Genomic DNA, 24,484 nt, shown 5'->3' with positions numbered 1-24,484 from the left:
TCCTCGGCCGACACGGCGGCGATCGACGAGAAGCCGGGCACCCCGACCGTCGACCAGGCCGGAGCGTGCGCCCGCCTGACCCGGCTACACCGCCGAGTCCAGCACCAGGATGCTGATCCGCCGCTTCCTCCGCGCCGTTCTCGCCGGAGGCGAGTCAGGTCGCACCGGCCGCCGTGCTGCTGCTCGTCCTCGGCCCGGCCGGGCAGACCCGCACCGACGACACCGCCGCCGGCATGGTCACCCACGACACGGAGATACTGGACACAGCCGACCGCGTCACAGCCCTCAGGGACGGCCGCCTCACCTGACCACCCGAGTCGAAAGGGCCCCCGCACCATGCCCAAGATCAGCGCCGCCACCGTTCCTGAGCACCGCGCCCAGCAACGGGCGGCGCTGATCCGCGCCGCCGTCGACATCCTCGCCGAGCAGAGCGCCGCCGCCGTCACCCCGGCCGCCGTCACCGCACGCGCAGGGCTGTCCCGCCCCAGCTTCTACCAGTACTTCCCCTCCAGCGGCCCCCTGCTCGCCGCGGTCGTGGAAGACACCTTCACCACCGCGAACGCCGCCATGACCCAGGCACTGACAGAAGCGAGCGACCCCCGCGCACGCATCGACGCCTTCGTCCGCGCCGAACTCCACCTCTCCGCCCAGGGCCTCCATCGCCCGGCCGCCGCCCTCATGCGCGCCGACCTCCCCACCGAGTGCCGCGACCGCGTCCACGAACTCCACCACCTCCACTACACCCCCCTCATCACCGCCGTCGCCGACCTCGGCCCCACCGACCCCCGCCTGACCGCCCAGCTCATCGGCGGCCTCCTCCAAGCCGCGATGACCGCCGTCGACCAAGGCACCGACCCCGACCACGTCGCCACCCTCACCCTGCACCTCATCCACCAGGGACTCGGCACAGCGCCCCGTACGCAGCCGTGCGACGACGTGGCGCCGCACCCGCTCGCGCCGCCTGCCCGTCGGCGAACGATCGCGTGACGACAGGGGGGCGGGACGTTGATCGGTCGCCGATGCCTCCCACACCACCCCGGCAACGAGATCCGCTGATCGGCGAGTCTCCGTCGAATGAAAGGCGTCGGACCGGCCCTACAGCACCGCCACGCAGGAGCTGCCGTCGGCGGTCAGGAAGACCAGGTGCGTGCCCTCGGCCATGTCCACTCGCGCAAGGGCGACGAGCGCGTCTCCGTGGCGCTCGAGGGCCTGCAGCCCCCGCGCGAGGTCTTTGCCGCTCACCATCCCGTCCTCCGCCATGCACCGGGCTCGCCACGCCCAGGTGGTGAGGAAACGGCGAGCCGACTGCGGGGCTTCGGAGTAGCCCCGGAACGGGACCCCGGCACGCAATGCCAGGGCAACCCGGTGGGCAGTACCGGTGCCATGCCCTTCGAGAGCGAGAGCAAGATCTGCACGTTCCACGGCACGCAGTATCGCTCGCCACCGGCTCCGGCGCAGGCAAGGTTCTCCGACCCTGTCCCACCGACCGCGAGCGGTGGCAGGATGCCCGGTCATGGGGACGCGGGACGACAGCGACGAGGCCTACGTCGTCGGCTTGTGCGAGCGGATCCTCGGGGAGAGCGCCCGGACGCAGCACCGGTTCGACTGGTTGCTGGGGGACCCCGGGGCGGACGGCCGGCGGGTCAGGCTGCAGGTGGACGCCTACTGGCCGGGGCACCAGCTCGTGGTGGAGTACCGCGAGCCGCAGCACGACCGGCCGACGCCCCACTTCGACAAGCCGGACCGGCTGACCGTCAGCGGCGTCCACCGCGGCGAGCAACGCGCCCAGTACGACGCCCGGCGCGACGCCGAGATCCCCGCGCACGGCATCCGCCTGGTCGTCGTCCGCCCCGCCGACCTGGACGCCGACAGCCGCGGCCGGCTGCACCGCAACGAGGACGTCGACCTGGCGGCCCTGACGAAGGTGCTGGCCCGCGCGAGCGACGAGGACCGGGTGCTCGACGCCTTCCGCACCTGGCTGCTGGCCGAAGGCTGGACACCGGTCGACCCCACGGACAAGTGGACCGACCTGGAGGCCGTGCGCGGAGCAGAGCGGCTGATCTGCGAGGCCAAGGGCCGCACCCGCGAGAAGGGCATCGACGCCGACATCGCCTACGGCCAACTCCTGCGCCGCATGACCGGCCAGGACCCGCGCACCCGCTACGCCCTCGTCGTACCGTCCTCGTCCCTCAGGGCCGCCGCGCGCGTCCCGGCCCACGTCCGGCAGCTCCTGCGCATCGACGTGTACGAGGTGACGGACGACAGCCGCGTGCGCCGGCCGACGGACTGACCGGTCAGGGACGGGCGGCGACCGGTGAGGAAGACGAGTCCGTACGACGGACGAGCCACCCGTCGAACGTGCTGCGACGCGGACTCCGTGCCCGGCCGCACGACTCCCACGCGGTGCGGTGCCGTGCGGGAGTCCGCGGGACCAACGTCACCGCCGCACGGGAAGTGCGTCCTCACCCGGCGCCGCTGCGCCACCGAACGTCCCGGGCCTTCGGTCGTGACATCTCTTCGAGCACGGAGGGACCACACGTCGGGCACGGGGCATCGAATCGTTCGACGTTAGCGTTGCTCCGCATGAGCACCCCTGATGAACCCCTTTCGGCTGGAAGCGTGGCCGTCGTCCTGGGGACCCGGCCGGAGCTGGTGAAGCTCGCCGAGCCGGTCCGGCTGCTGGGGCCCGCGGCCAGGGTCCTGCACACCGGCCAGCACTACGACGGCGCGATGTCGCAGGACGTCCTGGCCGGCCTGGGCATGCCGGAACCCGAGTACCTGGCGGGGGTGGGCGGCCGGCCGCGGGCCGTCCAGATCGCGACCGCGCTGGAAGGGCTGGACGCCCGGTTCGCCGACCGACTCCCCCGGGCCGTCGTCGTGCAGGGCGACACGAACGCGGCCCTCTCCGGGGCGCTGGCCGCGAACGCCCGCGACATCCCCCTGGTCCACGTCGAGGCCGGACTGCGCAGCCACGACCGTGCCATGCCCGAGGAGCACAACCGGGTGGTCATCGATCGGCTCGCCGACGTCCTGTGCGCGGCGACGCCCGACAACCGGTCCCTGCTCCTGGCGGAGGGCACGCCGGACCAGCGGATCAGCGTCACCGGCAACACGGTGGTGGAAGCCGTGCACCACCACCGCCCCCGCGCCGGGACCTGCGCGGAGGTCCTGGCCCGGCACGCCCTGGAGCGCGACGGCTACGTCCTGGCGACGATCCACCGCCCGGAGAACACCGACGACCCGGCGGTCCTGGCCGCGGTCCTGGAGGAGCTGGCCGGGCTCGCACGCGAGCTCCCGGTCGTCCTGCCCCTGCACCCGCGGACCCGTGTCCGGGCCGAGCAGGCCGGCCTCCGCCCGCTGCTCGCCGACATCAGGTGCATCGCTCCGGTCGACTACGCGTCGTTCCTCGCACTGGCGGGCGACGCCGCCGTCCTGATCTCCGACTCGGGCGGCGTCCAGGAGGAGAGCACCGTGCTCGGACGCCCCCTGGTCTGCGTGCGGAGGTCGACCGAACGCCCCGAAGCCCTGGCCGAGTTCGCCGAGCTGGTCCCGCCCGGTCCCCGCATCGGTGCAGCCGTCCGCCGCCGGCTCGCCGAGGGCGCTGCCGGCCTGCGCCGTCTCGCCTCGCTCCCCAGCCCGTTCGGGGACGGCCGGGCCTCACGACGCATCGTCGACCTGATCGCGCGAGCCGCCCGGCGCGAGGACGCCGTCCCGGGACCGCCCGTGGAGCGCGGGGCCCGGCGGACCGGTCCGGTCCGCCGCCCGGCCGCCGCGTGATCCCGGCGCCCGCCTGCCGCACCTGACCGAGGAGTCCTCGTGCTCGACCACGTCCTGCTGTTCGTCCTCCCGTTCCTCCTGCTGGCCTGCTTCCTCGTGTACTGGGCCGGGGCGCGGTACGCCTACGCCCGCAGGCAGCCCTCCACCAGGGGCGATCCGGCCTCGTTCGGCTGGCACTTCTTCGTTCCGTGCCGGGACGAGGAGGCGGTCGTCGCGACCACGACGACGCTCCTGCGCTCGCGCTTCCCCGCCGCTCACGTGTGGGTGATCGACGACGCCAGCGACGACCGCACCGGTCTCCTCGTCTCCGACCTCGCCGCACGCGACCCGCTGGTCCACCTCGTCTCCCGCCGCCGCCCCCACGCCCGCACCGGCAAGGGCGCCGCCCTGAACGCCGCCTACGAAGCCCTGGGCGAGCACCTGCCCGCGGATGCCGACCGTGCGCGTGTCGTCGTCTGCGTCGTCGACGCCGACGGGCAACTCAGCCCGGATGCACTGGACTTCGTCGCCGGTGCCGACGCGTTCGCCGACGCGGACACCGGCGGCGTCCAGATCGGGGTGCGGATGCGCAACGCCGACGACCCGCGGCCCCTGCCCGCGAAGGGACGCGTCGCCAACGCCTACGCCCGGCTCCTGATCCGCATGCAGGACGCGGAGTTCGCCACGTCCAACACCGGGATGCAGCTCCTGCGCCGAGGCACGGGATCCGTCGGGCTCGGCGGGAACGGCCAGTTCACCCGGTTGTCCGCACTGGACGGGATCGCCGGCCCCGAGCGGCGCCCCTGGCAGCACGACGCCCTGCTCGAGGACTACGAGCTGGGCCTGCAGATGCGCCTGGCCGGCTACCGGGTCACGCACCTCGCGGACACCTGGGTCACCCAGGAAGCCCTCCCGCACACCCGGCGCTTCCTCACCCAGCGCACCCGCTGGGCCCAGGGCAACATCACCTGTGTCCGGTACGCCCCCCGGATCATCGCCTCCCGCCACTACGGGGCCCGAGGCGTCCTGGAGTCGCTGTACACCTTCCTGCAGCCGGTCGCGCACCTCGCGACCCTGCTGCTGACCTGCGTCCTGACCGCGGTGGTCCTCACCGGTGGCGGCGTCCTGCTCGCCGCCTGGCCGCTCGCGCTCGCCCTCGGCGTCGTGTCCGTCGTGCCGTTCGTCCTGTGGGGCCCGGTCTACCGCGCCCAGTACGCCCCGGACCACTCCCGGCTCAAGGGGGTGCTGTGGGGCCTGTCCCTGTGGCTGTACGCCTACCACCTCTTCATCGTCTCCGCCCGCGGCTTCGTCCGGCTCCTGCGCGGCCGCACCGGGTGGGCGAAGACCCGCCGCAACGCCGAGACCCGTCACAGCGGCCCCGTGGCCACCGAGGCGTGACCGCCAACCCCGGCCGCGTCTCCACCGTGGCGCAGGGACCCGTCCGCCGCACCGCCACGGCCGTCGACCGTACGGCAGGTGACCGGCCGGCCCACCCGCCCCCCGCCCTGCCCCGGGAAGACCGCATCGGCCTGAACGACGTCCTGGCCCGTTGTCCCGAACCGGACGGAGCCGCCGGACACGTCCGCGGTCTCGGCGAGACGCGCAGCGGCCGCCCCGGCGCCGGGTAGGCCGCTGGTGACGAGGATCGCCGCCACGTCGCCGGTCTTCGTGCGGCCCGACCGAACGACGCCGCCCGACTCGGCCCCGAACGTGACCCGATCGGTGTGGAGTTCCGCCCGTCGCACGACGCCAGGTCCTGGACACAGGACCGTGGGAGACGGTTCGCCCGCCGTGCACGTGGAGCGGTGACGGACGCGGTTTCCCCTGACCGGCGGGGCGTGGCAGCCGCACGCCGCCCCGCGTGTCCCCGGGCCCGGCCGGTCCGGCCGGTGCGGTCGACCGCGACGCGACCGCGTCGCGGAGCCCAAAGCATGACAAACGGTGCGAATGTGGGTGAATGAGCTACTCGCCGAAAGCCGCGCAGCCTTCCATCGCCCGCCAGCAGGCCGCCCTTCGGGACCGCCTGCCCTTCTCGGACCGAACGGACTTCGAGGACGCCGCACGCGGACTCGTCGCCCGCCGCGTCCCCGGCCTCGTCACCGCTGAGGACGGACGCGCCGTCTGGGACAACGACACCTACGCCTTCCTCGAAGGAGAGGCGCCCGACACGGTTAACCCGAGTCTGTGGCGCCAGTCGCGGCTCGTCGCGGAGCAGGGCCTGTTCGAGGTCGTGGAGGGCATCTACCAGGTCCGCGGGCTCGACCTGTCGAACGTCACCTTCGTCGAGGGTGACGAGGGTGTGCTCGTGATCGACCCGCTGATCTCCACCGAGACCGCCGCCGCGGCCCTGGAGCTGTACCGGGAGCACCGCGGGCCGCGGCCGGTGACCGCGGTGCTGTACACCCACTCGCACGTCGACCACTTCGGCGGCGTCAAGGGCGTCACCACCCAGGACGACGTCGACGCGGGCCGCGTCACGGTCATCGCGCCGGAGGGCTTCACGGAGCACGCGGTCGCGGAGAACGTGTACGCGGGCACCGCGATGGGCCGCCGCGCCGCCTACATGTACGGCGCGGCGCTCGCGCGCGGACCGCGGGGCGCGGTAGGGGCCGGGCTGGGGCAGACCACGTCGACCGGCACGGTCACCCTGATCCCGCCGACCCTGACGGTCACCGAGACGGGCCAGGAGGAGACCGTCGACGGGATCAGGATGGTCTTCCAGATGGCCCCGAACACCGAGGCCCCGGCCGAACTGCTGATCCACTTCCCCGACTTCAGGGCACTGTGCACGGCCGAGGACGCCACCCACACCCTGCACAACCTGCTGACCCTGCGCGGCGCCGTCGTCCGCGACCCCTACCTCTGGTCGAGGGCCCTGACCGAGGCCGTCGACCTGTTCGGCGGGACCACCGACGTCGCCTTCGCCTCCCACCACTGGCCCACCTGGGGCCGGGAGAACGTCGTCGGGTTCCTGACGCAGCAGCGCGACCTGTACGGCTACCTCCACGACCAGTCCCTGCGGCTGATCAACAAGGGCTGGACGGGGGCGGAGATCGCCGAGCACCTGCAGCTGCCGCCCGCCCTGGAGAACGCCTGGAACACCCACGGCTACTACGGCTCGGTCAGCCACAACCTCAAGGCGATCTACCAGCGCTACATGGGCTGGTTCGACGGCAACCCCGCCCACCTGTGGCAGCACCCGCCGGTCGAGGCCGGCCGGCGCTACACGGAGTTCATGGGCGGCGCCGACGCGGTCGTCGACAAGGCACGCGGTGCGTTCGACGAAGGGGACTACCGGTGGGCGGCCGAGGTCCTGAGCCACGTCGTCTTCGCCGACCCCGATCACACCCCCGCCCGGGAGCTGCTCGCCGACACCCTCGAGCAGCTCGGCTACGGCGCCGAGAACGGGACCTGGCGCAACTTCTACCTCTCCGGCACCACCGAGCTGCGCGAGGGCCGGTTCGGAACCCCCACCGTCACCGCGTCGCCGGACATCGTCGCCCACCTGTCCCCCACCATGCTCTTCGACGCGCTCGCGATCCAGATCGACGGGCCCAAAGCCTGGAACGAGCACCTCACCGTCGACGTGCACCTCACGGACGCGGACGAGCGCTACCGCCTCACCCTGGCCAACGGCGTCCTCACGTACACCGCCGCCCCTCAGAAGGACGCCGCCGACGTGGCCCTGACCGCCACCGTCCCGGGCATGTCCGCGCTCACGACCACCGGGCTCACCCCCGAGGGCCTGGAGCGGGCCGGCGTCCGCGTCGACGGCGACAGCACCGCCCTCGCCCGGCTCACCGCCGTCCTCGACCCCGGCGACCCCGACTTCGCCATCGTCACGCCCTGAGCAGGGACCCGACGCACGACGGCAGCCCTGCCCGGGAACAGGGGGAGGTGCCGGTGCCCCCCGGCCCGGCCGGACCGCCGTGAGGCAGGGGCCGGGACGACGACCGTCCCGGCCCCTGCCCCTCTCCCCCGACGTCCATCCCGAGGACCGCGCCGGCAGACCCGCGCCCCGCCCTCAGCCGTCGTGCGGTTCCAGTGCGCCGTTGCCCAGGCCCTCCCGGGCGAGTTCGCTCATGCGGCGGACCGTTTCTGTCAGGCGGAGGGCCTGGGTCTCGGCGTCGCGCAGGGCGCGGAAGGCCTTGCCGTAGCGGTGCTGGACCGCGAGGTCGCGTTGGGGGATGCGGGCGCTGCGGGGGTCGGGCCGGTAGGTGCCGCTCTGGGAGGTGGAGCGGCGGATGTTGGGGCCCGCGGACAGGAAGCCGTCGAGGTAGTCGGGGTCGATCTGGTCGTCGCCGGCGCGCACGGTGCCGTCGCTGAGGTCCACCAGGCCGGCGCGGACGAGTTCGGAGACGGTCACGGTCGCCCCCTCCCAGAGGTTGGTGCCGCCGCCGGTGCGCAGCTCGGGCAGCAGGGTCTCCAGCGCGGCGAGGGCGGAGGTGATCTCGGAGCGCGCGCGTTCGTACTCGAGGGCGAGGTCGCGGTGGAGGGCGGGGGCATGGACGGCGGGGGTGAGGTCGACGTCGTCGTCGAGGAGGTCGATGAGGGGGACCTCGACGCTCTGGCCCTCGGCGGGGTCGAACGGTCCGTCGGGGCTGCTCGCGGTGAGGTCGACCAGGGTGACGGTGTCCGCCCGTCGGCCCGCCTCGTCGGGGCGGCGCAGGAGCCAGAGGTGGACGGGGAGGGCGTGCCCGGAGGCGACTCCGCTGGGAAGGGCGACGATCTTGCTGATCACGCCGCGCCGGACCAGTTCCGCCCGGATGCGGCGGCCGGCCTTGCGGTAGGCGACGGAGGCGGGCATGACCAGCAGGGCGTGTCCGCCGGGGGCCACGTGGGAGTACGCGTGCTGGAGCCAGGCCAGTTCGCCCTCGGCCCGGGAGGGGGTGCCGAACTCCCAGCGGGGATCGAGCATGAGGTCTTCGCGACCCCAGTCGGTGAGCGCGGTCGGCGGGTCGCAGACGACGAGGTCGGCGGTGAGTCCGGTGAAGCCGTCGGCGCGCAGTGAGTCCCCGGACGTGATCACGGTGTCGGGGTGGCTCGCCAGGGTGGCGCGGGCGCGGGCGATCCGGCCGGACGCCTCGTCGAGGTCCTGGCCGACGCGGACGAGACCGCCGTCGGGTGGTAGCGCGTACAGGAGCGTTCCGATGCCGCAGGCGGGGTCGAAGACCCGCGCGCCGCTCTGCAGCGAGGGGGCGAAGCGCAGCACGGCGCGGACGACGCGAGAAGAGGTGGTCACGTCCGATCCGGTGCGGCGTACGGAGTCGACGAGCCTGGCTACCAGGCCTTCGACGGCGCCCGTGGCGCCCGCGTCGGCGGCCAGCCGGTCCAGGAGTTCTCTCAGGTGCGCGCTGAGCGGGGCGCGGGACGGAGGACCGCCGGAGGGCGAGGGGGTGTGAGGGGCGGCGGCACCCATGACGTGTTCGGCTGCGGCGGCGACCGCGGCGACCGTGTCGTCGCCGAACTCGGCGCGGAGTGCCTGCCATGCCTGGACCTCCAGGGAGACCTCCTGGCTCTTGTGGCGGCGGGCGAGCCACTCCTCGACAGCGGGCCAGGCGAACAGGGGGCTGGAGGCGCTGCCGCCGACCATGGAGGGGAAGTCCTCATAGCGGCGCCGCCAGTTGGACACGGCGGCGCGGGTGACGCCGGCGAGACGGGCGACCTCCGCGCCGGTGACGAGCGCCGGGGCGGCCTCGCCTCGGGGGCTCGGTCTGAGCTGCGCAGAGTCCGACATACGCGCCACCGTACACGGGAGAGCCCCCCTGCACACGCTCTTGCCCATGCGTTGACATGACTCACGTACCCCTCGCGGAAGACGACGGCTCCCGTCGCCCGTTCTGGTGAGTCCGGGCAGCTGCAGACCCTCTCGCACCCCGAAGCGACCGGTTCGCACTCGCGGCTCGCGCGGGGCCACCGTTCGGTCCGTAGGGCTGGGAGTGCGCTTGCCAGGGGGCCGCGGGCTACGTCTCGCCGCAGGATGATCCTTCCGCGGCAACTTGTGTACTGCGTCAACGCAATTGGCATGTTCTCCTTGGCGCTTCCGGTGTACTGTTGCGCGCCTGGGGCGCCCCACCCTCCCCGCGAGTGCCAGGACATCACCGCCGAGAAGCCATCGGCCGATGTGGACCACGTGTACGAACGACAGACACGACACCAGGGAGTGCGAGTGGATCTCGGGACGGTAGCCGGGAGGTTCCGGGTCACCGGGGTCGTCGGCCGCGGCAACATGGGCCAGGTGCACAGCGCGGTGGACCTCCACGCCTCCGCGGACGCGGCCGACCAGGTCGTGGCGCTGAAGACGATCCTGCGCAGCCGGACCGGCGGAGTGATCGACACCGGCCAGGACCGGCAGGCGGTCGAGCGCTTCCGGCGCGAGGTCGACATCATGCGCCGCCTCTCCCCGCGCCATCCCAACCTCACCCGCCTCGTCGACGGCGGCGTCGACGACGACGCGCGGGAGGGCGGTCTCCCCTATCTCGCGATGGAGCTGCTCGACGGCCACCCGCTGACCGAACTGATCGACGAGGAGCCGCAACTCCCGCTCTCCTGGGCGGCCGCGATCGCCGCGCAGATCGCGGCCGGCCTCGCCTCGGCGCACAGCGCCGGCATCGTGCACCGCGACCTCAAGCCCGCCAACCTCATGCTCACCCGGGACGGCACCGTCAAGATCCTCGACTTCGGCATGGGCCGGATCGTCGACGACCCCGACCAGAACCGGCTCACCAGCACGGGCGTCGCGGTCGGCACCGCCCGCTACATGGCCCCCGAGCAGTTCCGCGCCGACCTGGTCACCGCCTCCGCCGACCTGTACGCCCTCGGCTGCGTCCTGTACGAACTGCTCATCGGCAAGCCGCCGTTCAACGCCAAGGTCGCCTTCGACCTCTCCGAGCAGCACCAGACGCAGTCCCCGCCCTCCCTCACCGTGGTCCGTCCCGACCTGCCCGACGAGCTGGTCCTGCTGGTCAACCGGCTGCTGGAGAAGGACGCGGCGAACCGCCCCGAGAACGCCACCCTGGTCCGCGAGATCCTCGTCCCGCTCGCCCTGGCCCCGGACGACACGGCGGCTCTGCTCTCCCCCGAGTGGACGGCGATGGACCCGGTGGCGCGGCTGCGGAAGGAGTTCCCCGAACCGTCCGCCCCGCTGCCCGCCCCCGTGCCGCGCCGTGCGCCGCGGGTGCCCGACGCGATGGACGTCTTCGGCATCCACCGCGACCTGATCGACGAGTACGAGCGCTTCACCAAGGGCGCCACGGTCGTACGGGACGGCCGGATCAGCGGCTTCATCGAGGACGATCTGGCGCGCAAGTCGCAGTGGCCCGACCCCTGGCTCTCGTTGAACCCGTTCTTCGACGACGGCGGCAACGTCCAGGACCTGGTCCGCGACGGCGTCCTGCACCCCAGGTGCGCGGAGATCTTCCAGGCCGGGAAGAAGGAGGACGCCCGCCGTCCCAGCGGCCGGCCCCTCACCTTCCACCGGCACCAGCGCGAGGCGATCGAGGCCGCACAGGCCGGCGACTCCTACGTCCTGACCACCGGCACGGGCTCGGGCAAGTCCCTGGCCTACATCGTCCCCATCGTCGACCGGGTCCTCAAGGAACGCGAGCAGGAACGCGAGCGGGAGCGCGCCCAGGATCACGAGGGTGCGGCCCCCGCGGCCCCCGCGGCGTCCGGTCGGGTCCGCGCGATCGTCGTCTACCCGATGAACGCGCTGGCCAACTCGCAGCTCCTCGAGCTGGAGAAGTACCTCCGCAACGGCTTCGGCGCCGGCCGCGAGCCCGTCACCTTCGCCCGCTACACCGGCCAGGAGAGCGACGAGCAGCGGCGCGAGCTGCGCAGGAACCCGCCGGACATCCTGCTCACCAACTACGTGATGCTGGAGCTGATGCTCACCCGGCCCGACGACCGGGCCAGCCTGATCCGGATGGCCGAGGGCCTGCAGTTCCTGGTCTTCGACGAGCTGCACACCTACCGGGGCCGCCAGGGCGCGGACGTGGCCCTGCTGATCCGCCGGGTCCGCGAGGCCTGCCGGGCGGCCGAGACGCTCCAATGCGTCGGCACCTCCGCGACGATGTCCACGTCGGGCACCTGGCCCGACCAGCAGCGCGAGGTGGCGAAGGTCGCGGGGCGGCTGTTCGGCACCACGGTGCTGCCCAAGCGGGTCATCGGCGAGACCCTCGTACGGGCCACCGAGGAGGAGGCCGCGGGGAGCGTGCCCGCCGACCGGCTGCGCGCGGCCGCGGCGCCCCTGTCCTACCAGGCACTCACCCGGGACCCGCTGGCCCGCTGGCTGGAGTCGAGGTTCGGCCTGGAGCGCGAGCCGGGCACGGGCCGGCTGCGCCGCTGCCCGCCGGGCACGATCGAGCAGGCGGCCGAGGATCTCGCCGGGTCCTCCGGCGTGCCCGCCGAGACGGTCGCCGAGGCGATCCGCGCCACCCTGGAGGCCGGGTCGCAGGCCAAGCACCCGGTGACCGAGCGGCCCCTGTTCGCGTTCCGGCTGCACCAGTTCCTCTCCAAGGGCGACACCGTCTACACGACGCTCCAGGACCCGCTGACCCGCCCGCTGACCCGCACCTACCAGCTGGAGCAGCCCGACAGCGACGGCAAGCCGCTCTTCCCGCTGGCGTTCTGCCGCGAGTGCGGCCAGGAGTACGTCACCGTGTGGCGCACCGAGGACCAGGGGTCCTTCCGCTACGAGCCGCGCCGGGACACCTCGGCCTCCGGTGGCCGCGAGGGCGAGGGCTACCTGTACGTCGGAACGCCCGGCGAGGACTACGAGTGGCCGGCCGACCCCCAGCAGGCCGTACAGGACCGGCGGCTGCCGGAGTCCTGGCTGGAGCCCGACGGCCAGGGCCTCACCGTCGTCAAGAAGTCGTACCGGCCCAGGGTGCCCCAGCGCGTCGTGGTCGACCCGCTGGGCCACGAGTCCGGCGAGGGGCTGGTGGCCGCGTTCGTCCCCGCTCCGTTCCTGTTCTGCCTGCACTGCCAGATCTCCTACGAGCAGACGCGCGGCCGGGACTTCGCCAAGCTGGCCACCCTCGGCCAGGAGGGCCGCTCCTCGGCGACGTCGGTCGTCTCGGCGTCCATCGTCAAGTCGCTCCGCGCGGTGCCCCTGGACGTGCTGTCGAAGGAGGCCCGCAAGCTGCTCACGTTCGTCGACAACCGCCAGGACGCCTCCTTGCAGGCCGGGCACTTCAACGACTTCGCCCAGGTGACCCAGTTGCGCGGGGCCCTGTACCAGGCGGCGCTGGAGGCCGGTGCGGACGGGCTGCGCCACGACGACCTCACCCAGGCCGTCACCGACGTCATGGGCCTGGCCCCCCGCGAGTACACCGGCAACCCGAACATGGCCCCGGGCCTGGAGCGCCGGGCCGCCAAGGTCTTCCGCGACGTCGTCGGCTTCCGCCTCTACCGCGACCTGGAGCGCGGCTGGCGCATCACGATGCCGAACCTGGAGCAGACCGGTCTGCTGCGCATCGACTACGAGGACCTGGACTGGCTCGCCGAGCAGGAGGACCGCTGGGCGTCCACGCACCAGGCGCTGCGCGACGCCGAGCCGACCCTTCGCCGGGAGGTGGCCCACGCGCTCCTGGCGTACATGCGCCGCCATCTCGCCATCGACGTGCAGTACTTCCGCGACGACTTCGACGCGCTGCAGCGCGCCGGGGAGGAGCGGCTCGTCGACCCGTGGGTCCTCTCCGAGGGCGACCGGCCGGCCGTCGGCACCGCCTACCCCTACCCGTCGAAGCCCGGCATGGAGCGTACGGCGCTGTTCCTCTCCGCCCGCGGCAAGTACGGCAAGTACCTGCGGCGTACCGCGGCGGTGTTCCGGACCCTGGACCACGAGGACGTCCAGGCGGTCATCGACGACCTGCTCCGCGTCCTGTGCGACGCGGACCTGGTACACCGGGTGGAGGCCGGGCCCGAGGCCTCCGGGCCGGCCTTCCGCCGCCGCCCGGTGGAGGCCCGCACCGGCTACCGGGTCTCGGCCGCGTCGCTGATCTGGCGGGCCGGGACGGGGACCAGCGGCGTGCAGGACCCGCTGACGCACACGTACAGCAGCGGTGAGGGCCCCCGCGTCAACCCGTTCTTCCGACGCCTCTACCAGGAGGCCGCCGGCGAGCTGGCGGGCCTGTACGCCCGCGAGCACACCGCGCAGGTCGCGCCCGAGGACCGGCAGAAGCGCGAGGCCGAGTTCCGGGCGGGCGATCTGCCGCTCCTGTACTGCTCGCCGACGATGGAGCTGGGCGTGGACATCTCCTCGCTCAACGCCGTCATGATGCGCAACGTGCCGCCGACGCCGGCCAACTACGCCCAGCGCTCGGGCCGCGCGGGCCGGTCGGGGCAGCCCGCCCTGGTCACCACGTACTGCGCCACGGGCAACAGCCACGACCAGTACTACTTCCGCCGCTCGCGGGACATGGTGGCCGGGCAGGTCGCACCGCCGCGCCTGGACCTCGCCAACGAGGACCTGGTCCGCTCGCACCTCCAGGGCATCTGGCTGGCCGAGACGGGCATGAAGCTGGGCAGCTCCGTCCCCGACGTCGTCGACGTCGCCTACGACCCCGACGGCGAGGAGCGCCCGGACCCGGACATGCCGCTGCCGCTGCTCTCCGACATCCGGGACCTGTCCCTGGACGAGAGCGCCCGGCGGCGCGCGGTCACGGCGGCCCGGACCGCCCTGGCCCCGCTGATCCCCGACTTCACCGACACCACCTGGTGGTACGACGAGTGGATCGAGGACCGGGTCGCCGATGCGCACAAGAAGTTCGACGCCGCCTTCGACCGCTGGCGGCAGCTGTTCCGGGCCGCCGTACTGGACCAGTACGAGCAGAACCGGCGGGTCGTCGACCACACCCTCACCCAGGGCGAGCAGGCGCGCGCCCGCTCCCGGCGGCGGGAGGCGGAGACCCAGACCGCACTGCTGCTCAACCGCTCCTCGGACTCCAAGTCGGTGATGAGCGACTTCAACCCCTACCGCTACCTGGCCTCCGAGGGCTTCCTGCCCGGCTACAGCTTCCCCCGGCTGCCGCTGGCCGCCTACATCCCGCGTTCCGGCAACCGCCGCAACGCCGACGGCGACTACCTCCAGCGCCCCCGGTTCCTGGCGATCCGCGAGTTCGGCCCCGGCGCGCTGATCTACCACGAGGGCGCCCGCTACCAGGTCACCCGCGCCCAGCTGCCGCCGGACTCCTCGGGCGACCTGGCGACCGCCGAGGCCAAGCGCTGCGACCACTGCGGCTACCACTACGAGGGGTCCGCGGGCGTCGACCTCTGCGACATGTGCGACGAGCCGCTGCGCGGCCGGCGCACCAACCTGCTGCACCTGCACACCGTGTACACCACGCCGCGCGAGCGGATCTCCTCCGACGAGGAGGAGCGCCGCCGGGCCGGGTTCCGCCTGGAGACGTCGTACGCCTTCCAGAACCACGGGGCCCGCTCGGGCCGGCTCACCGCGCACGTCACCGACCGGCAGGGTGCGCCCGTGCTCGACCTGGACTACGGCGACTCCGCGACCGTGCGCATCACCAACCTCGGACGGGTGCGGGACAAGCAGGGCGAGCCGGACGGCTACTGGCTCGACCTGGGCGACGGCCGCTGGCTCAACGACAAGGCCGCCTCCGAGGCGATCGAGGGCGACATGCCGGTGGTCGACGAGGGCGGCAACGAGAAGCGCCGCAAGAAGCGCGTCCTGCCCTACGTCGAGGACCGGCGCAACATCCTCGTCGTGACCCTGGACGAGGCGCAGCCCGAGCCGGTGGCGCTGTCGTTCATGTACGCCCTGGAGCGCGGGATCGAGGCCGCCTTCGAGCTGGAGGACGCCGAACTGACCGCCGAGCTGCTGCCGCCGGACGAGGGCCCGCGCCGCCGGGTGCTGTTCACCGAGGCCGCCGAGGGCGGCGCGGGCGTGCTGCGCCGCCTCCAGCACGACAGGCGGGCTCTGGCCCAGGCCGCGCGCACCGCCCTGGAGCTGTGCCACTTCGACCCCGACGACGAGGGGGCCGACCGCGGCGGCCCCGGCGGCGACGAGAAGTGCGCGCGGGGCTGCTACGAGTGCCTGCTGACCTACGGCAACCAGGCCGCCCACCGGCACCTGAGCCGGCACGCGGCCCGACCGCTGCTGCTGCGCCTGGCGACCTCGACGACGGCCAAGGAGGACCGGGGCGAGTCCCGCAGCGAGCAGTTCGCCCGGCTGGCCGCCCGGGCCGCTGAGGGGTCGAAGGACGCCCAGGCGTCTCCGGACCCCCGGCCCTCCGAGGGCGACAGCGCCCTGGAGGCGGACCTGAGCGCGCTGGTCGAGGCCGGCGACCTGCTCGGCTGGCTGAAGGAGAAGGGCTACCGGCTCCCCGACGAGTCGAGCCCCCTGGTCGGGGAGGCCGCCGCGCAACCGGACTTCGTGTTCCGCCTCCCGGGTGCGAACGTGGCGGTGTTCGTCGACTCCCCCGCCCACGCCGGCCGCCCCGCCCGGGACCAGGACGCCGCCGAGCGGCTGGAGGACATCGGCTGGGACGTCCTGCGCTTCCCGACAGGCGCAGGGGCGGACTGGGACGGTCTCATCGACGCCAACTCCGGTTACTTCCAGACCCGTTGACCCATCCGCACCCGCACCCGACGAAGGATCCGAGACACCCCATGAGCCTGACGTACTCCGCCGGTTCCCTCGTGACCGCGCGCGGCCGCGAGTGGGTGGTGCTGCCCGAGAGCGCGCCCGACATGCTGGTGCTGCGCCCGCTGGGCGGCGGCGTGGACGACGTCGCCGCCGTCTTCCCCGCCTTCGAGGACGTACGGGCGGCGGAGTTCGCCGCCCCCGACCCCGGCGACCTCGGCGACCAGCGCGCGGCCGGCCTGCTGCGCACCGCGCTGCGCGTCGGCTTCCGCTCGGGCGCGGGTCCGTTCCGCTCCCTGGCGTCGATCGCCGTCGAGCCGCGCGCCTACCAGCTCGTCCCCCTCCTGATGGCCCTGCGCCAGCGCACCGTGCGCCTGCTGATCTCCGACGACGTCGGCATCGGCAAGACCGTCGAGGCCGGGCTGATCGCCTCCGAACTGCTCGCCCAGGGCGAGGCGAGCCGGATGACGGTCCTGTGCTCGCCCGCGCTGGCCGAGCAGTGGCAGGGGGAGCTGCGCGAGAAGTTCGGCATCGACGCCGAGCTGGTGCTCGCCTCCACCGTCTCCCGGCTCGAACGCGGCCTGGAACTGGGCCAGTCGCTCTTCGACCGGCACCCGTACACGATCATCTCGACGGACTTCATCAAGTCCACCCGCCACCGCGAGGACTTCGTCCGCAACTGCCCCGACCTGGTGATCGTGGACGAGGCGCACACCTGCGTCGCCGCCGACGACGTCCGCGCGGGCGGCAGGGCGGGCGCCGACCAGCTCCGCTTCGAGCTGCTGCGGCGGGTCGCCGCCGACCAGGAGCGCCACCTGCTGCTCCTGACGGCGACCCCGCACTCGGGCAAGGAGTCCGCGTTCCGCAACCTGCTCGGCCTGGTCCGCCCCGAGCTGGCCGACGTCGACCTGGACAACCCCGTCGGGCGCGCCCGGCTCGCCGAGCACTTCGTGGCCCGCAAGCGCGCCGACGTCCGGCAGTACCTGACCAAGGAGGACGGCCTGGCCGACGACTCGCTCGCCGAGCGCACCGCGTTCCCCTCCGACCGGTGGATCAAGGACGAGCCCTACAAGCTCACCAACGAGTACCGCGCCCTCCTCGACGACGCCATCGCGTACGCCGCCGACCGGGTGCGGACCGCCGGCGACCAGGGCAGGCGGGAGGCCCGCATCGCCTGGTGGTCGGTGATCGCCCTGCTCCGCTCGATGGTGTCCTCGCCGCGCGCCGCCGCCCAGACCCTGCGGACCCGGTCCGCGTCCGCCGTCGCGCGCAGCGCGGAGGAGGCCGACGTCCTCGGTGCCCCGCTGAGCCACGACTCCGCCGACCTCGACGCGCTGGAGGGCCTGGACGTCGCCCCCGGAGCGAGCGAGAGCGAGGAGGCCGGGGCCCGGCTGCTCGACCTGTCCGAGCGGGCCGCCGCCCTGGCCGGCCAGCAGGGCGACGCGAAGCTGAAGGCACTGGTCAAGCACCTGAAGTCGCTGCTGGCCGACGGCTACAACCCGATCGTCTTCTGCCGCTACATCCCGACGGCCGAGTACCTGGCGGAGGAGCTGGGCGGCGCGGACGGCACGCCGGGCAAGCTCGGCCGCAAGACGCACGTCGCCGCCGTCACCGGCACCATCTCGCCCCAGCAGCGCCTGGAGCGGATCGAGGAACTGGGAGCCCTGGGCGCCGACGACCCGGCCGTCCGCCGCGTCCTGATCGCCACCGACTGCCTCTCCGAGGGCGTCAACCTCCAGCACCACTTCGACGCGGTTATCCACTACGACCTGGCCTGGAACCCCACCCGCCACGACCAGCGCGAGGGCCGCGTGGACCGCTACGGGCAGAAGCGCGACCAGGTCCGCGTCATCACCATGTTCGGCGGGGACAACGGCATCGACGGCAAGGTCCTCGAGGTCCTGTTCAAGAAGCACCGGCAGATCCAGAAGGACCTCGGCATCTCCGTCTCCGTCCCCGACGAGACCGCCTCCGGCGTCACCGACGCCGTGGTGGAGTGGCTGCTCCTGCACGGCCGCCAGGGCAGCCAGGAGACCCTGTTCGAGATGCCGGGCGTCCAGCAGACCCTCGACCAGGTCGAACGCGACTGGAACTCGGCCGCCGAACGCGAGAAGACCTCCCGCTCCAAGTACGCCCAGCGCACCATCCACCCCGAGGAGGTGGCCCGCGAGGTCGCCGCCGTACGGGCCGCGCTCGGCGGGGCCGACGAGGTCCGCGAGTTCGCGCTGGCCGCCCTGCACGGCCTCGACGCCGTGGTCCGCGACCCGCGCGACGGTTCGGGCGACTTCACCGCGCAGGTCGGCGGGGCGCCGGCCGGACTGCGCGACGCGTTCTCCGCGACCCTGGGCAACCGGGTCGTCGAGGAGGACCGGCAGATCCCCTTCCGCGCCTCCCCGGCGATCACCCGGGGCGAGGCCGCCCTGGTCCGCACCGACCCGGCCGTCGGCGCGCTCGCCTCCTACGTCCTGGACTCCGCCCTCGACGGCCGGGCCAGGGGGCCCCGCCCGGCCCGCCGCTGCGGCGTCGTCACCACGGACGCGGTGACCGTGCGCACCACGCTCCTCCTGGTCCGCTACCGCTTCCACCTCACCCTGCCGTCCCGCAACGGCGAGAAGCAGCTCGTCGCCGAGGACGCCCGGCTGCTGGCCTTCGAGGGGATGCCGCAGCGCGCCCGCTGGCTCGACGACGACGCGGCGGCCGCACTGCTCGCCGCCCGCGCCTCGGCCAACACCAACCCGCAGCTGGCCACCAACCAGATCACCCGCACCCTCGACAACCTCGGCGAGGTCACCGCCCACCTGGAGGAGTACGGGGTCCGGCTCGCCGCCGACCTGGACGCCTCGCACCGCCGGGTCCGCAAGGCGGGCGACGAGATCGTCCGCGGCCTCAAGGTCGTACCGCAGAGGCCCGCCGACGTCCTCGGCGCCTACGTCTACCTCCCCGCCGCCCCGGCCGCCGCCGCCTCTTCCGCTGGAGCTGACGCCTGATGTCCGCCGCCACCCGCACCGCTCAGGCCTTCACCGCCGTCACCACCGTCGGCGGCCTGCTCCCCTCCGACATGCTGCTGCGCATCGCGGAGGCGAAGACCGTGCCGGGCACCAAGCCCGGCGACTACGGCCTGCCCGCGAGCGTCCCCGTCCGCGACGAGGCCGAGCGCGCCTGGGAGTACCTCAAGCCGCTCTGGCGCGAGCTGCGCGCGGCCCTGCCCGCCGACCCGGAGACCCGCGAACCCGCCGCCGACCCGACCGGCCGCGCGGACAACGACTGGCTCGCCCAGCTCTTCCGCAAGCTCGACTTCGGGCAGCTCACCCCGGTCGGCCCGCAGGGCGTACCGTCGGCCGCCGACCCGGACGTCCGGTTCCCGGTCTCCCACCGCAACGGCCCGGCCCTCGTCCACCGCGTCCCCTGGAACCAGAAGCTCGACAAGGCCGCGGCGCGCGGGCGGATCCCCGCCCACTCCCTCGTCCAGGACTGCCTCAACCGCACCGACGCCCACCTCTGGGCGGTCCTCACCAACGGCCGCCAGATCCGCCTGCTGCGGGACTCCTCCGCGATGTCCACGGCCGCGTACGTCGAGTTCGACCTCGAAGCGATCTTCGACGGTGAGCTGTTCAGCGAGTTCGTCCTCCTCTACGCCCTGCTGCACGCCTCCCGCTTCACCGTCCCCGAGGGCGCGGCGCCGTCGGGCTGCTGGCTGGAGAAGTGGCGCACCGAGGCCGTCACCTCCGGGGCCCGCGCCCTCGACCAGCTCCGCCTGGGCGTCCAGCACGCCCTGACGGTGCTGGGAACCGGCTTCCTGCGCCACCCGGACAACGGCCGGCTGCGCGAGGACGTCGACCCCAAGGCCCTGCGCGAGGCCCTGCTGCGCCTCGTCTACCGCCTGCTGTTCGTCTTCGTCGCCGAGGACCGCGGGGCGCTGCTCGACCCCCGGGCCACCGAGGGCCCGCGCGAGACGTACGCGCGCTTCTTCTCCTCCGCCCGGCTGCGCACCCACGCCCGCCGGCGCCAGGGCACCGCCCACGGCGACCTGTACGAGGCGCTGCGGATCGTCCTCGGCGCGCTCGGCACGGAGGGCGGGCGGCCCGAGATCGGCCTGCCCGGCCTCGGCGGGCTGTTCTCGCGCTCCGACGCCGACGCGCCGCTCGACGGCCTGAAGCTGTCCAACGAGTCGCTGCTGACCGCCGTCCGCCACCTCGCCCAGGTCCGCGACCCCGGCGCGCGCCGCTGGCGCTCGGTCGACTACCGGCACCTCGACGCGGAGGAGCTCGGCTCGGTGTACGAGTCGCTGCTGGAACTTGAACCCAAGCACTCGGTCACCGACCGCAGCTTCGAACTCGTCGAGGTCGCGGGCAACAGCCGCAAGATGACCGGCAGTTACTACACGCCGTCGTCGCTCATCGAGTGCCTGCTCGACACCACCCTCGACCCGGTCATCGACGACGCGGTCAAGCGGGGTGAGCAGCGCGCGGCGAGCGCGGGCCACCCGGACCCGACGGACGACATCGCCGCCGAGCTGCTGTCACTGACGGTCTGCGACCCCGCCTGCGGCTCCGGGCACTTCCTCGTCGCCTCGGCCCGCCGCATCGCCAAGCGCCTCGCCTCCGTGCGCGAGCGCAACCCCGAGCCGACGGTCGACGCGGTGCGCCACGCCCTGCACGAGGTCGTCGCCCGGTGCGTCTACGGGGTCGACCTCAACCCGATGGCCGTGGAGCTGGCGAAGGTCTCGCTGTGGCTGGAGGCGCTGGAGCCGGGCAAGGCGCTCGGGTTCCTCGACGCGCACGTCAAGCACGGCAACGGCCTGATCGGCGCGACCCCGAAGCTGCTCGCGGACGGCGTCCCGGACGAGGCGTTCAAGCCGATCGAGGGCGACGACAGGAAGTACGCGGCGGGCCTCGTCAAGCGCAACAAGGCGCAGCGCGGAGGCCAGGACGAACTGCTCTTCGACGCGGGCACGCTGCCCGCCAACACCGGGTACGCGGCCGAACTCGCCCGCATCATCGCCGCGCCGTCGGACGCCATGGGCCAGGTCCTGGCCCAGGAGTCCGCCTACCGCGAGTACACCGCCTCGACCGCGTTCGTCCAGGACCTCCACGCCGCCGACGCCTGGTGCGCGGCCTTCGTCTGGCCCAAGCACGACGGAGCCCCCGAGGCCCCCACCGACCAGGTCTTCCGCGCCCTGCGCGGCCGCGACCAGGCCGGCGTCCCGGACACCACCCACGCGGAGATCCTGCGGCTGCGGGACGCGTACCGCTTCTTCCACTGGCACCTGGAGTTCCCGGAGGTCTTCCACGTCCCGGAGTCGGGAGCGGGCGTCCAGCCGGGGACGGGCTGGTCGGGCGGCTTCGACGCGGTGGTGGGGAACCCGCCGTGGGATCAGGTTCAGGTCGACGCACGCGAATTCTTCGCAGCCAAGCGAGCGGACATCGCTGAAGCGGCGAACATGACCGCCCGCAACAAGAAGATCAGACTGCTGGCCGAACAGAACCCCGAGCTGTACGCAGCTTTCAGGGACGAGCAGCGCAAGAACGACGGGTTCAAGCATTTTGCGCACGCGTCCGGACGATTCCCGCTGACGGCCTACGGTCGACTCAACACGTACTCGCTCTTCACCGAGCATGCCCGCACCGTCATGGAAGCGAGAGGGCGTAGCGGTCAGATCGTCCCTTCAGGTATCGCTACGGATTCCTTCAATCAGCACTTCTTCAAGGACCTGATCGTCCAGGGGAATCTGGTTGCCCTATACGACTTCGAGAACGAGGACAAGGTCTTCCCCGGAGTCCACAATCAGCTTCGCTTTTGCCTCTTCATGCTGCGTGGCTCGGGAAGTGTGGGCGAGCCCATCCGGTTGGTCTTCAAGGTACGCCAGGCTGCACAGATCCCGGAAAGGAGCTACTCACTCACCGCCGCGGAAATCCTGGCCATGAACCCAAACACCGGAACTTGCCCCGTATTTCGGTCCCGCCGCGACAAGGAGATCACGCTAGGCATCTACCAAGACGTCGCAGTGCTGTTCAAGGAAGGAGCCTCGGATGGTAACCCATGGGGAGTGAAGTTCCAGCTCATGTTCATGATGAACACGGACTCCGACAAGTTTCGCACTGATGAAGAACTCACTGACGATGGTTGGCACCTGGAAGGTAACGTCTTCGTTAGGGCCGGAGAGCGCATGCTCCCGCTGTACGAAGGAAAGATGCTCCACCACTACAGCCATCGTTTCTCCACCTACGAAAACGCCACGGAGCAGCAGCTCAACAAGGGCACACTCCCCCGCTTCACCCTGGATCAGCACCAGGACGCTTCAGCCGTACCGATGCCGCGCTACTGGGTCCCAGAACAGGACGTGCCGACGGGTGAGGTTGACAAGAACGGTAAGCCGGTCATGGCGGCGGGAGCACGAAGCCGTCTTGCGGCAAAGGGCTGGGACCGTGACTGGGTGCTCGGCTGGCGGGACATCTGCCGGGCGAGCGACGAGCGCACGATGATCGCGGCCGCCGCCCCGGCCTACGGCTTCGGCCACCCCTTCCCTCTCGCTCTCCCCACCAGCGCCGACCAAACTCCGCTTCTCCTGGCCACCTTCTCGTCTCTGGCATTCGACTACGTCGTCCGACAGAAGATCGGCGGCACCCACCTCAGCTTCAACTACGTCGAACAACTTCCGGTCCACACGCCGAAACAGCTCGCCGGGCACACGTCGTTCATCACCCCCCGCTTGCTGGAGCTCACCTACACCGCCCACGACATGGCCCCCTTCGCCCGCGACCTCGGCGACACAGGCGCCCCCTTCCGCTGGGACCCCGACCGCCGCCCCCAGATCCGCGCCGAGCTGGACGCGCTGTTCTTCCACCTCTACGGGATCTCGCGCGACGACACCGCGTACATCCTCGACACGTTCAACGTCACCCGCGACAACGACGTGAAGGCGTACGGCGGGTACCGGACCAAGGCTCTGATCCTCGCCGAGTACGACCGCATGGCCACCGCCGGCCTCACCCTCGACACGCCTCTCGACGAGTCGGAGTCCGGCACCTACCGCTCCCCCCTCACCCCGCCCCCCGGCCACGGCCCCCGCCACAGCCCCGCGCGAAACGGAGACCCGGAATGAGCACGGACTCGGAGATACCCGTCGACGGCATACCGTCGATGGGCAAGTACGACCAGCAGGTGTGGAACGCGCTCATTGAGCACTGGGAGCGCCGCAACAACCCCCGCGGACTGCCGAACTGGGCCGGCACCGCGCTCAGCCGCTCGGGCGACGCCGCGGGGAAGGTCGTGAGCCGGGCCCGGCAGGCCGTCCCGCAGGCCGTCAAGGCTCCGATCCGCCACGCGGGCGACGCCGTGACCGCCGCAGCCCTGCGCCCCGCGATGGAGGGCGCGGTCGCGCTGCTGGAACTGGCCAACACCTGGGCGCTGGACCTCAACGACCACAAGAACGTCGAGGAACTCGCCCGCAAGCAGGGCGTCGACCTCGACACGTTCACCGACCTCCGGAAGGAGGAGCTCAAGACATGTGACCGGCTGCTGTCATCCAACACGCTCAAGTGGCGGACCATCGGCGCGGCCGAGGGCGGCGCCATGGGCGCCCTGGCCCTGGTCCCCGTCGCCGGCACGATCGCGGCGATCTCCGCGGACATCCTCGTGATCCAGGTGCTGAGCACCTCGATCGCCGCGCGCGTCGCCTACTCCTACGGCTACGACGCCAGGGACCCCGACGAGCAGGCGTTCATCGAGCGCCTGGTCCGCCGGTCGTTCATGGCGCAGGCCGCGAAGGCCAAGCCGATGACCGAGACCGCACGAGCCGCGACCGCGATTCAGGGGCGCGTCAAGTGGTCGCAGAAACTCCGCTCAGACCACCGACTGATCGCCGCCGTCGAGAAGTTGATGAAGCACCTCGGGCCCGCAGGCGCGCGGGTGCCGGTCCAGAACGTCGCCAAGGCCCTGCCGGTCATCGGCATCGTCATCGGCGCCGGCGCGAACGCCGCGATCCTCGGCAACGTCGCCGCCGACGCCCAGCGGTACTGCCAGACCCGGTTCCTGTGCGAGAAGTACGGTCTCCCGCTGCCCGCCGCCCTGGCGACCGTCTGGGACGACGACGAACCGCAGACCGACCCGCTGTAGGCACCC

Annotated in this window: 12 protein-coding genes; 10 read left to right on the top strand and 2 right to left on the bottom strand. The window is 72.6% G+C overall.

From position 1 onward, the window contains the following. The first annotated feature begins 173 nt into the window (after positions 1-173). Positions 174-308 carry a hypothetical protein gene (locus ACFWEG_RS00915; protein WP_387207682.1) on the top strand — a complete coding sequence of 45 codons (135 nt, stop codon included), beginning with the start codon at positions 174-176 and terminating at the stop codon, positions 306-308. A gap of 28 nt (positions 309-336) precedes the next feature. Further along, positions 337-987 carry a TetR/AcrR family transcriptional regulator gene (locus ACFWEG_RS00910; protein WP_387207680.1) on the top strand — a complete coding sequence of 217 codons (651 nt, stop codon included), beginning with the start codon at positions 337-339 and terminating at the stop codon, positions 985-987. 108 nt (positions 988-1,095) lie between these two features. Here the strand turns inward: ACFWEG_RS00910 and ACFWEG_RS00905 are convergent, their stop codons facing one another. Further along, complete coding sequence (locus ACFWEG_RS00905; protein ID WP_387207678.1) at positions 1,096-1,242, bottom strand: hypothetical protein; 147 nt, start codon at positions 1,240-1,242, stop codon at positions 1,096-1,098. A gap of 271 nt (positions 1,243-1,513) precedes the next feature. Here ACFWEG_RS00905 and ACFWEG_RS00900 point away from each other — a divergent pair, with 271 nt between their 5' ends. The 4 genes from ACFWEG_RS00900 (at position 1,514) to ACFWEG_RS00885 (ending at position 7,606) form a co-directional block, all read left to right on the top strand. After that, entirely contained in the window at positions 1,514-2,290 is a 777-nt protein-coding gene (locus tag ACFWEG_RS00900) for a hypothetical protein (protein WP_387207676.1), read from the top strand. A 293-nt stretch (positions 2,291-2,583) separates the two neighbouring features. Beyond that, positions 2,584-3,777, top strand: coding sequence for a non-hydrolyzing UDP-N-acetylglucosamine 2-epimerase (gene wecB / locus ACFWEG_RS00895; RefSeq protein ID WP_387207674.1), 1,194 nt, complete (start codon positions 2,584-2,586; stop codon positions 3,775-3,777). 39 nt (positions 3,778-3,816) lie between these two features. Beyond that, positions 3,817-5,154, top strand: a complete 1,338-nt coding sequence (locus tag ACFWEG_RS00890) for a glycosyltransferase family 2 protein (RefSeq protein ID WP_387207672.1) — start codon at positions 3,817-3,819, stop codon at positions 5,152-5,154. 559 nt (positions 5,155-5,713) lie between these two features. Further along, positions 5,714-7,606 (top strand): alkyl/aryl-sulfatase, encoded by a 1,893-nt coding sequence (locus ACFWEG_RS00885; RefSeq protein ID WP_387207670.1) that lies wholly within the window; start codon positions 5,714-5,716, stop codon positions 7,604-7,606. A gap of 174 nt (positions 7,607-7,780) precedes the next feature. Here the strand turns inward: ACFWEG_RS00885 and ACFWEG_RS00880 are convergent, their stop codons facing one another. After that, positions 7,781-9,493, bottom strand: a complete 1,713-nt coding sequence (locus tag ACFWEG_RS00880) for a class I SAM-dependent DNA methyltransferase (RefSeq protein WP_387207668.1) — start codon at positions 9,491-9,493, stop codon at positions 7,781-7,783. A 432-nt stretch (positions 9,494-9,925) separates the two neighbouring features. Here ACFWEG_RS00880 and ACFWEG_RS00875 point away from each other — a divergent pair, with 432 nt between their 5' ends. The 4 genes from ACFWEG_RS00875 to ACFWEG_RS00860 are packed head-to-tail and all read left to right on the top strand — an operon-like array spanning position 9,926 to position 24,478. Next, on the top strand, positions 9,926-16,348 hold the full coding sequence (locus ACFWEG_RS00875; protein WP_387207666.1) for a protein kinase: 6,423 nt from the start codon (positions 9,926-9,928) through the stop codon (positions 16,346-16,348). A 41-nt stretch (positions 16,349-16,389) separates the two neighbouring features. Beyond that, positions 16,390-19,350, top strand: a complete 2,961-nt coding sequence (locus tag ACFWEG_RS00870) for a DEAD/DEAH box helicase (RefSeq protein WP_387207664.1) — start codon at positions 16,390-16,392, stop codon at positions 19,348-19,350. Then, positions 19,350-23,465 (top strand): Eco57I restriction-modification methylase domain-containing protein, encoded by a 4,116-nt coding sequence (locus ACFWEG_RS00865; RefSeq protein WP_387207662.1) that lies wholly within the window; start codon positions 19,350-19,352, stop codon positions 23,463-23,465. The genes ACFWEG_RS00870 and ACFWEG_RS00865 overlap by 1 nt, the downstream gene beginning before the upstream one ends. Beyond that, positions 23,462-24,478, top strand: coding sequence for an EcsC family protein (locus ACFWEG_RS00860; RefSeq protein ID WP_387207660.1), 1,017 nt, complete (start codon positions 23,462-23,464; stop codon positions 24,476-24,478). Before ACFWEG_RS00865 ends, ACFWEG_RS00860 begins: the two co-directional genes overlap by 4 nt. Positions 24,479-24,484 lie beyond the last annotated feature (6 nt).

The sequence above is a fragment of the Streptomyces sp. NPDC060194 genome (genome assembly GCF_042728285.1).
Taxonomy (GTDB): domain Bacteria; phylum Actinomycetota; class Actinomycetes; order Streptomycetales; family Streptomycetaceae; genus Streptomyces.
Note: the sequence above shows the minus strand (reverse complement) of the source record. Positions and strands in the feature narration are given on the sequence as shown.

Coding starts and splice junctions, on each gene's coding strand:
- ACFWEG_RS00910 (WP_387207680.1), top strand. CDS start 337: ATGCCCAAGATCAGCGCCGCCACCGTTCCTGAGCACCGCGCCCAGCAA.
- ACFWEG_RS00900 (WP_387207676.1), top strand. CDS start 1,514: ATGGGGACGCGGGACGACAGCGACGAGGCCTACGTCGTCGGCTTGTGC.
- wecB (WP_387207674.1), top strand. CDS start 2,584: ATGAGCACCCCTGATGAACCCCTTTCGGCTGGAAGCGTGGCCGTCGTC.
- ACFWEG_RS00885 (WP_387207670.1), top strand. CDS start 5,714: ATGAGCTACTCGCCGAAAGCCGCGCAGCCTTCCATCGCCCGCCAGCAG.
- ACFWEG_RS00880 (WP_387207668.1), bottom strand. CDS start 9,493: ATGTCGGACTCTGCGCAGCTCAGACCGAGCCCCCGAGGCGAGGCCGCC.
- ACFWEG_RS00870 (WP_387207664.1), top strand. CDS start 16,390: ATGAGCCTGACGTACTCCGCCGGTTCCCTCGTGACCGCGCGCGGCCGC.
- ACFWEG_RS00865 (WP_387207662.1), top strand. CDS start 19,350: ATGTCCGCCGCCACCCGCACCGCTCAGGCCTTCACCGCCGTCACCACC.
- ACFWEG_RS00860 (WP_387207660.1), top strand. CDS start 23,462: ATGAGCACGGACTCGGAGATACCCGTCGACGGCATACCGTCGATGGGC.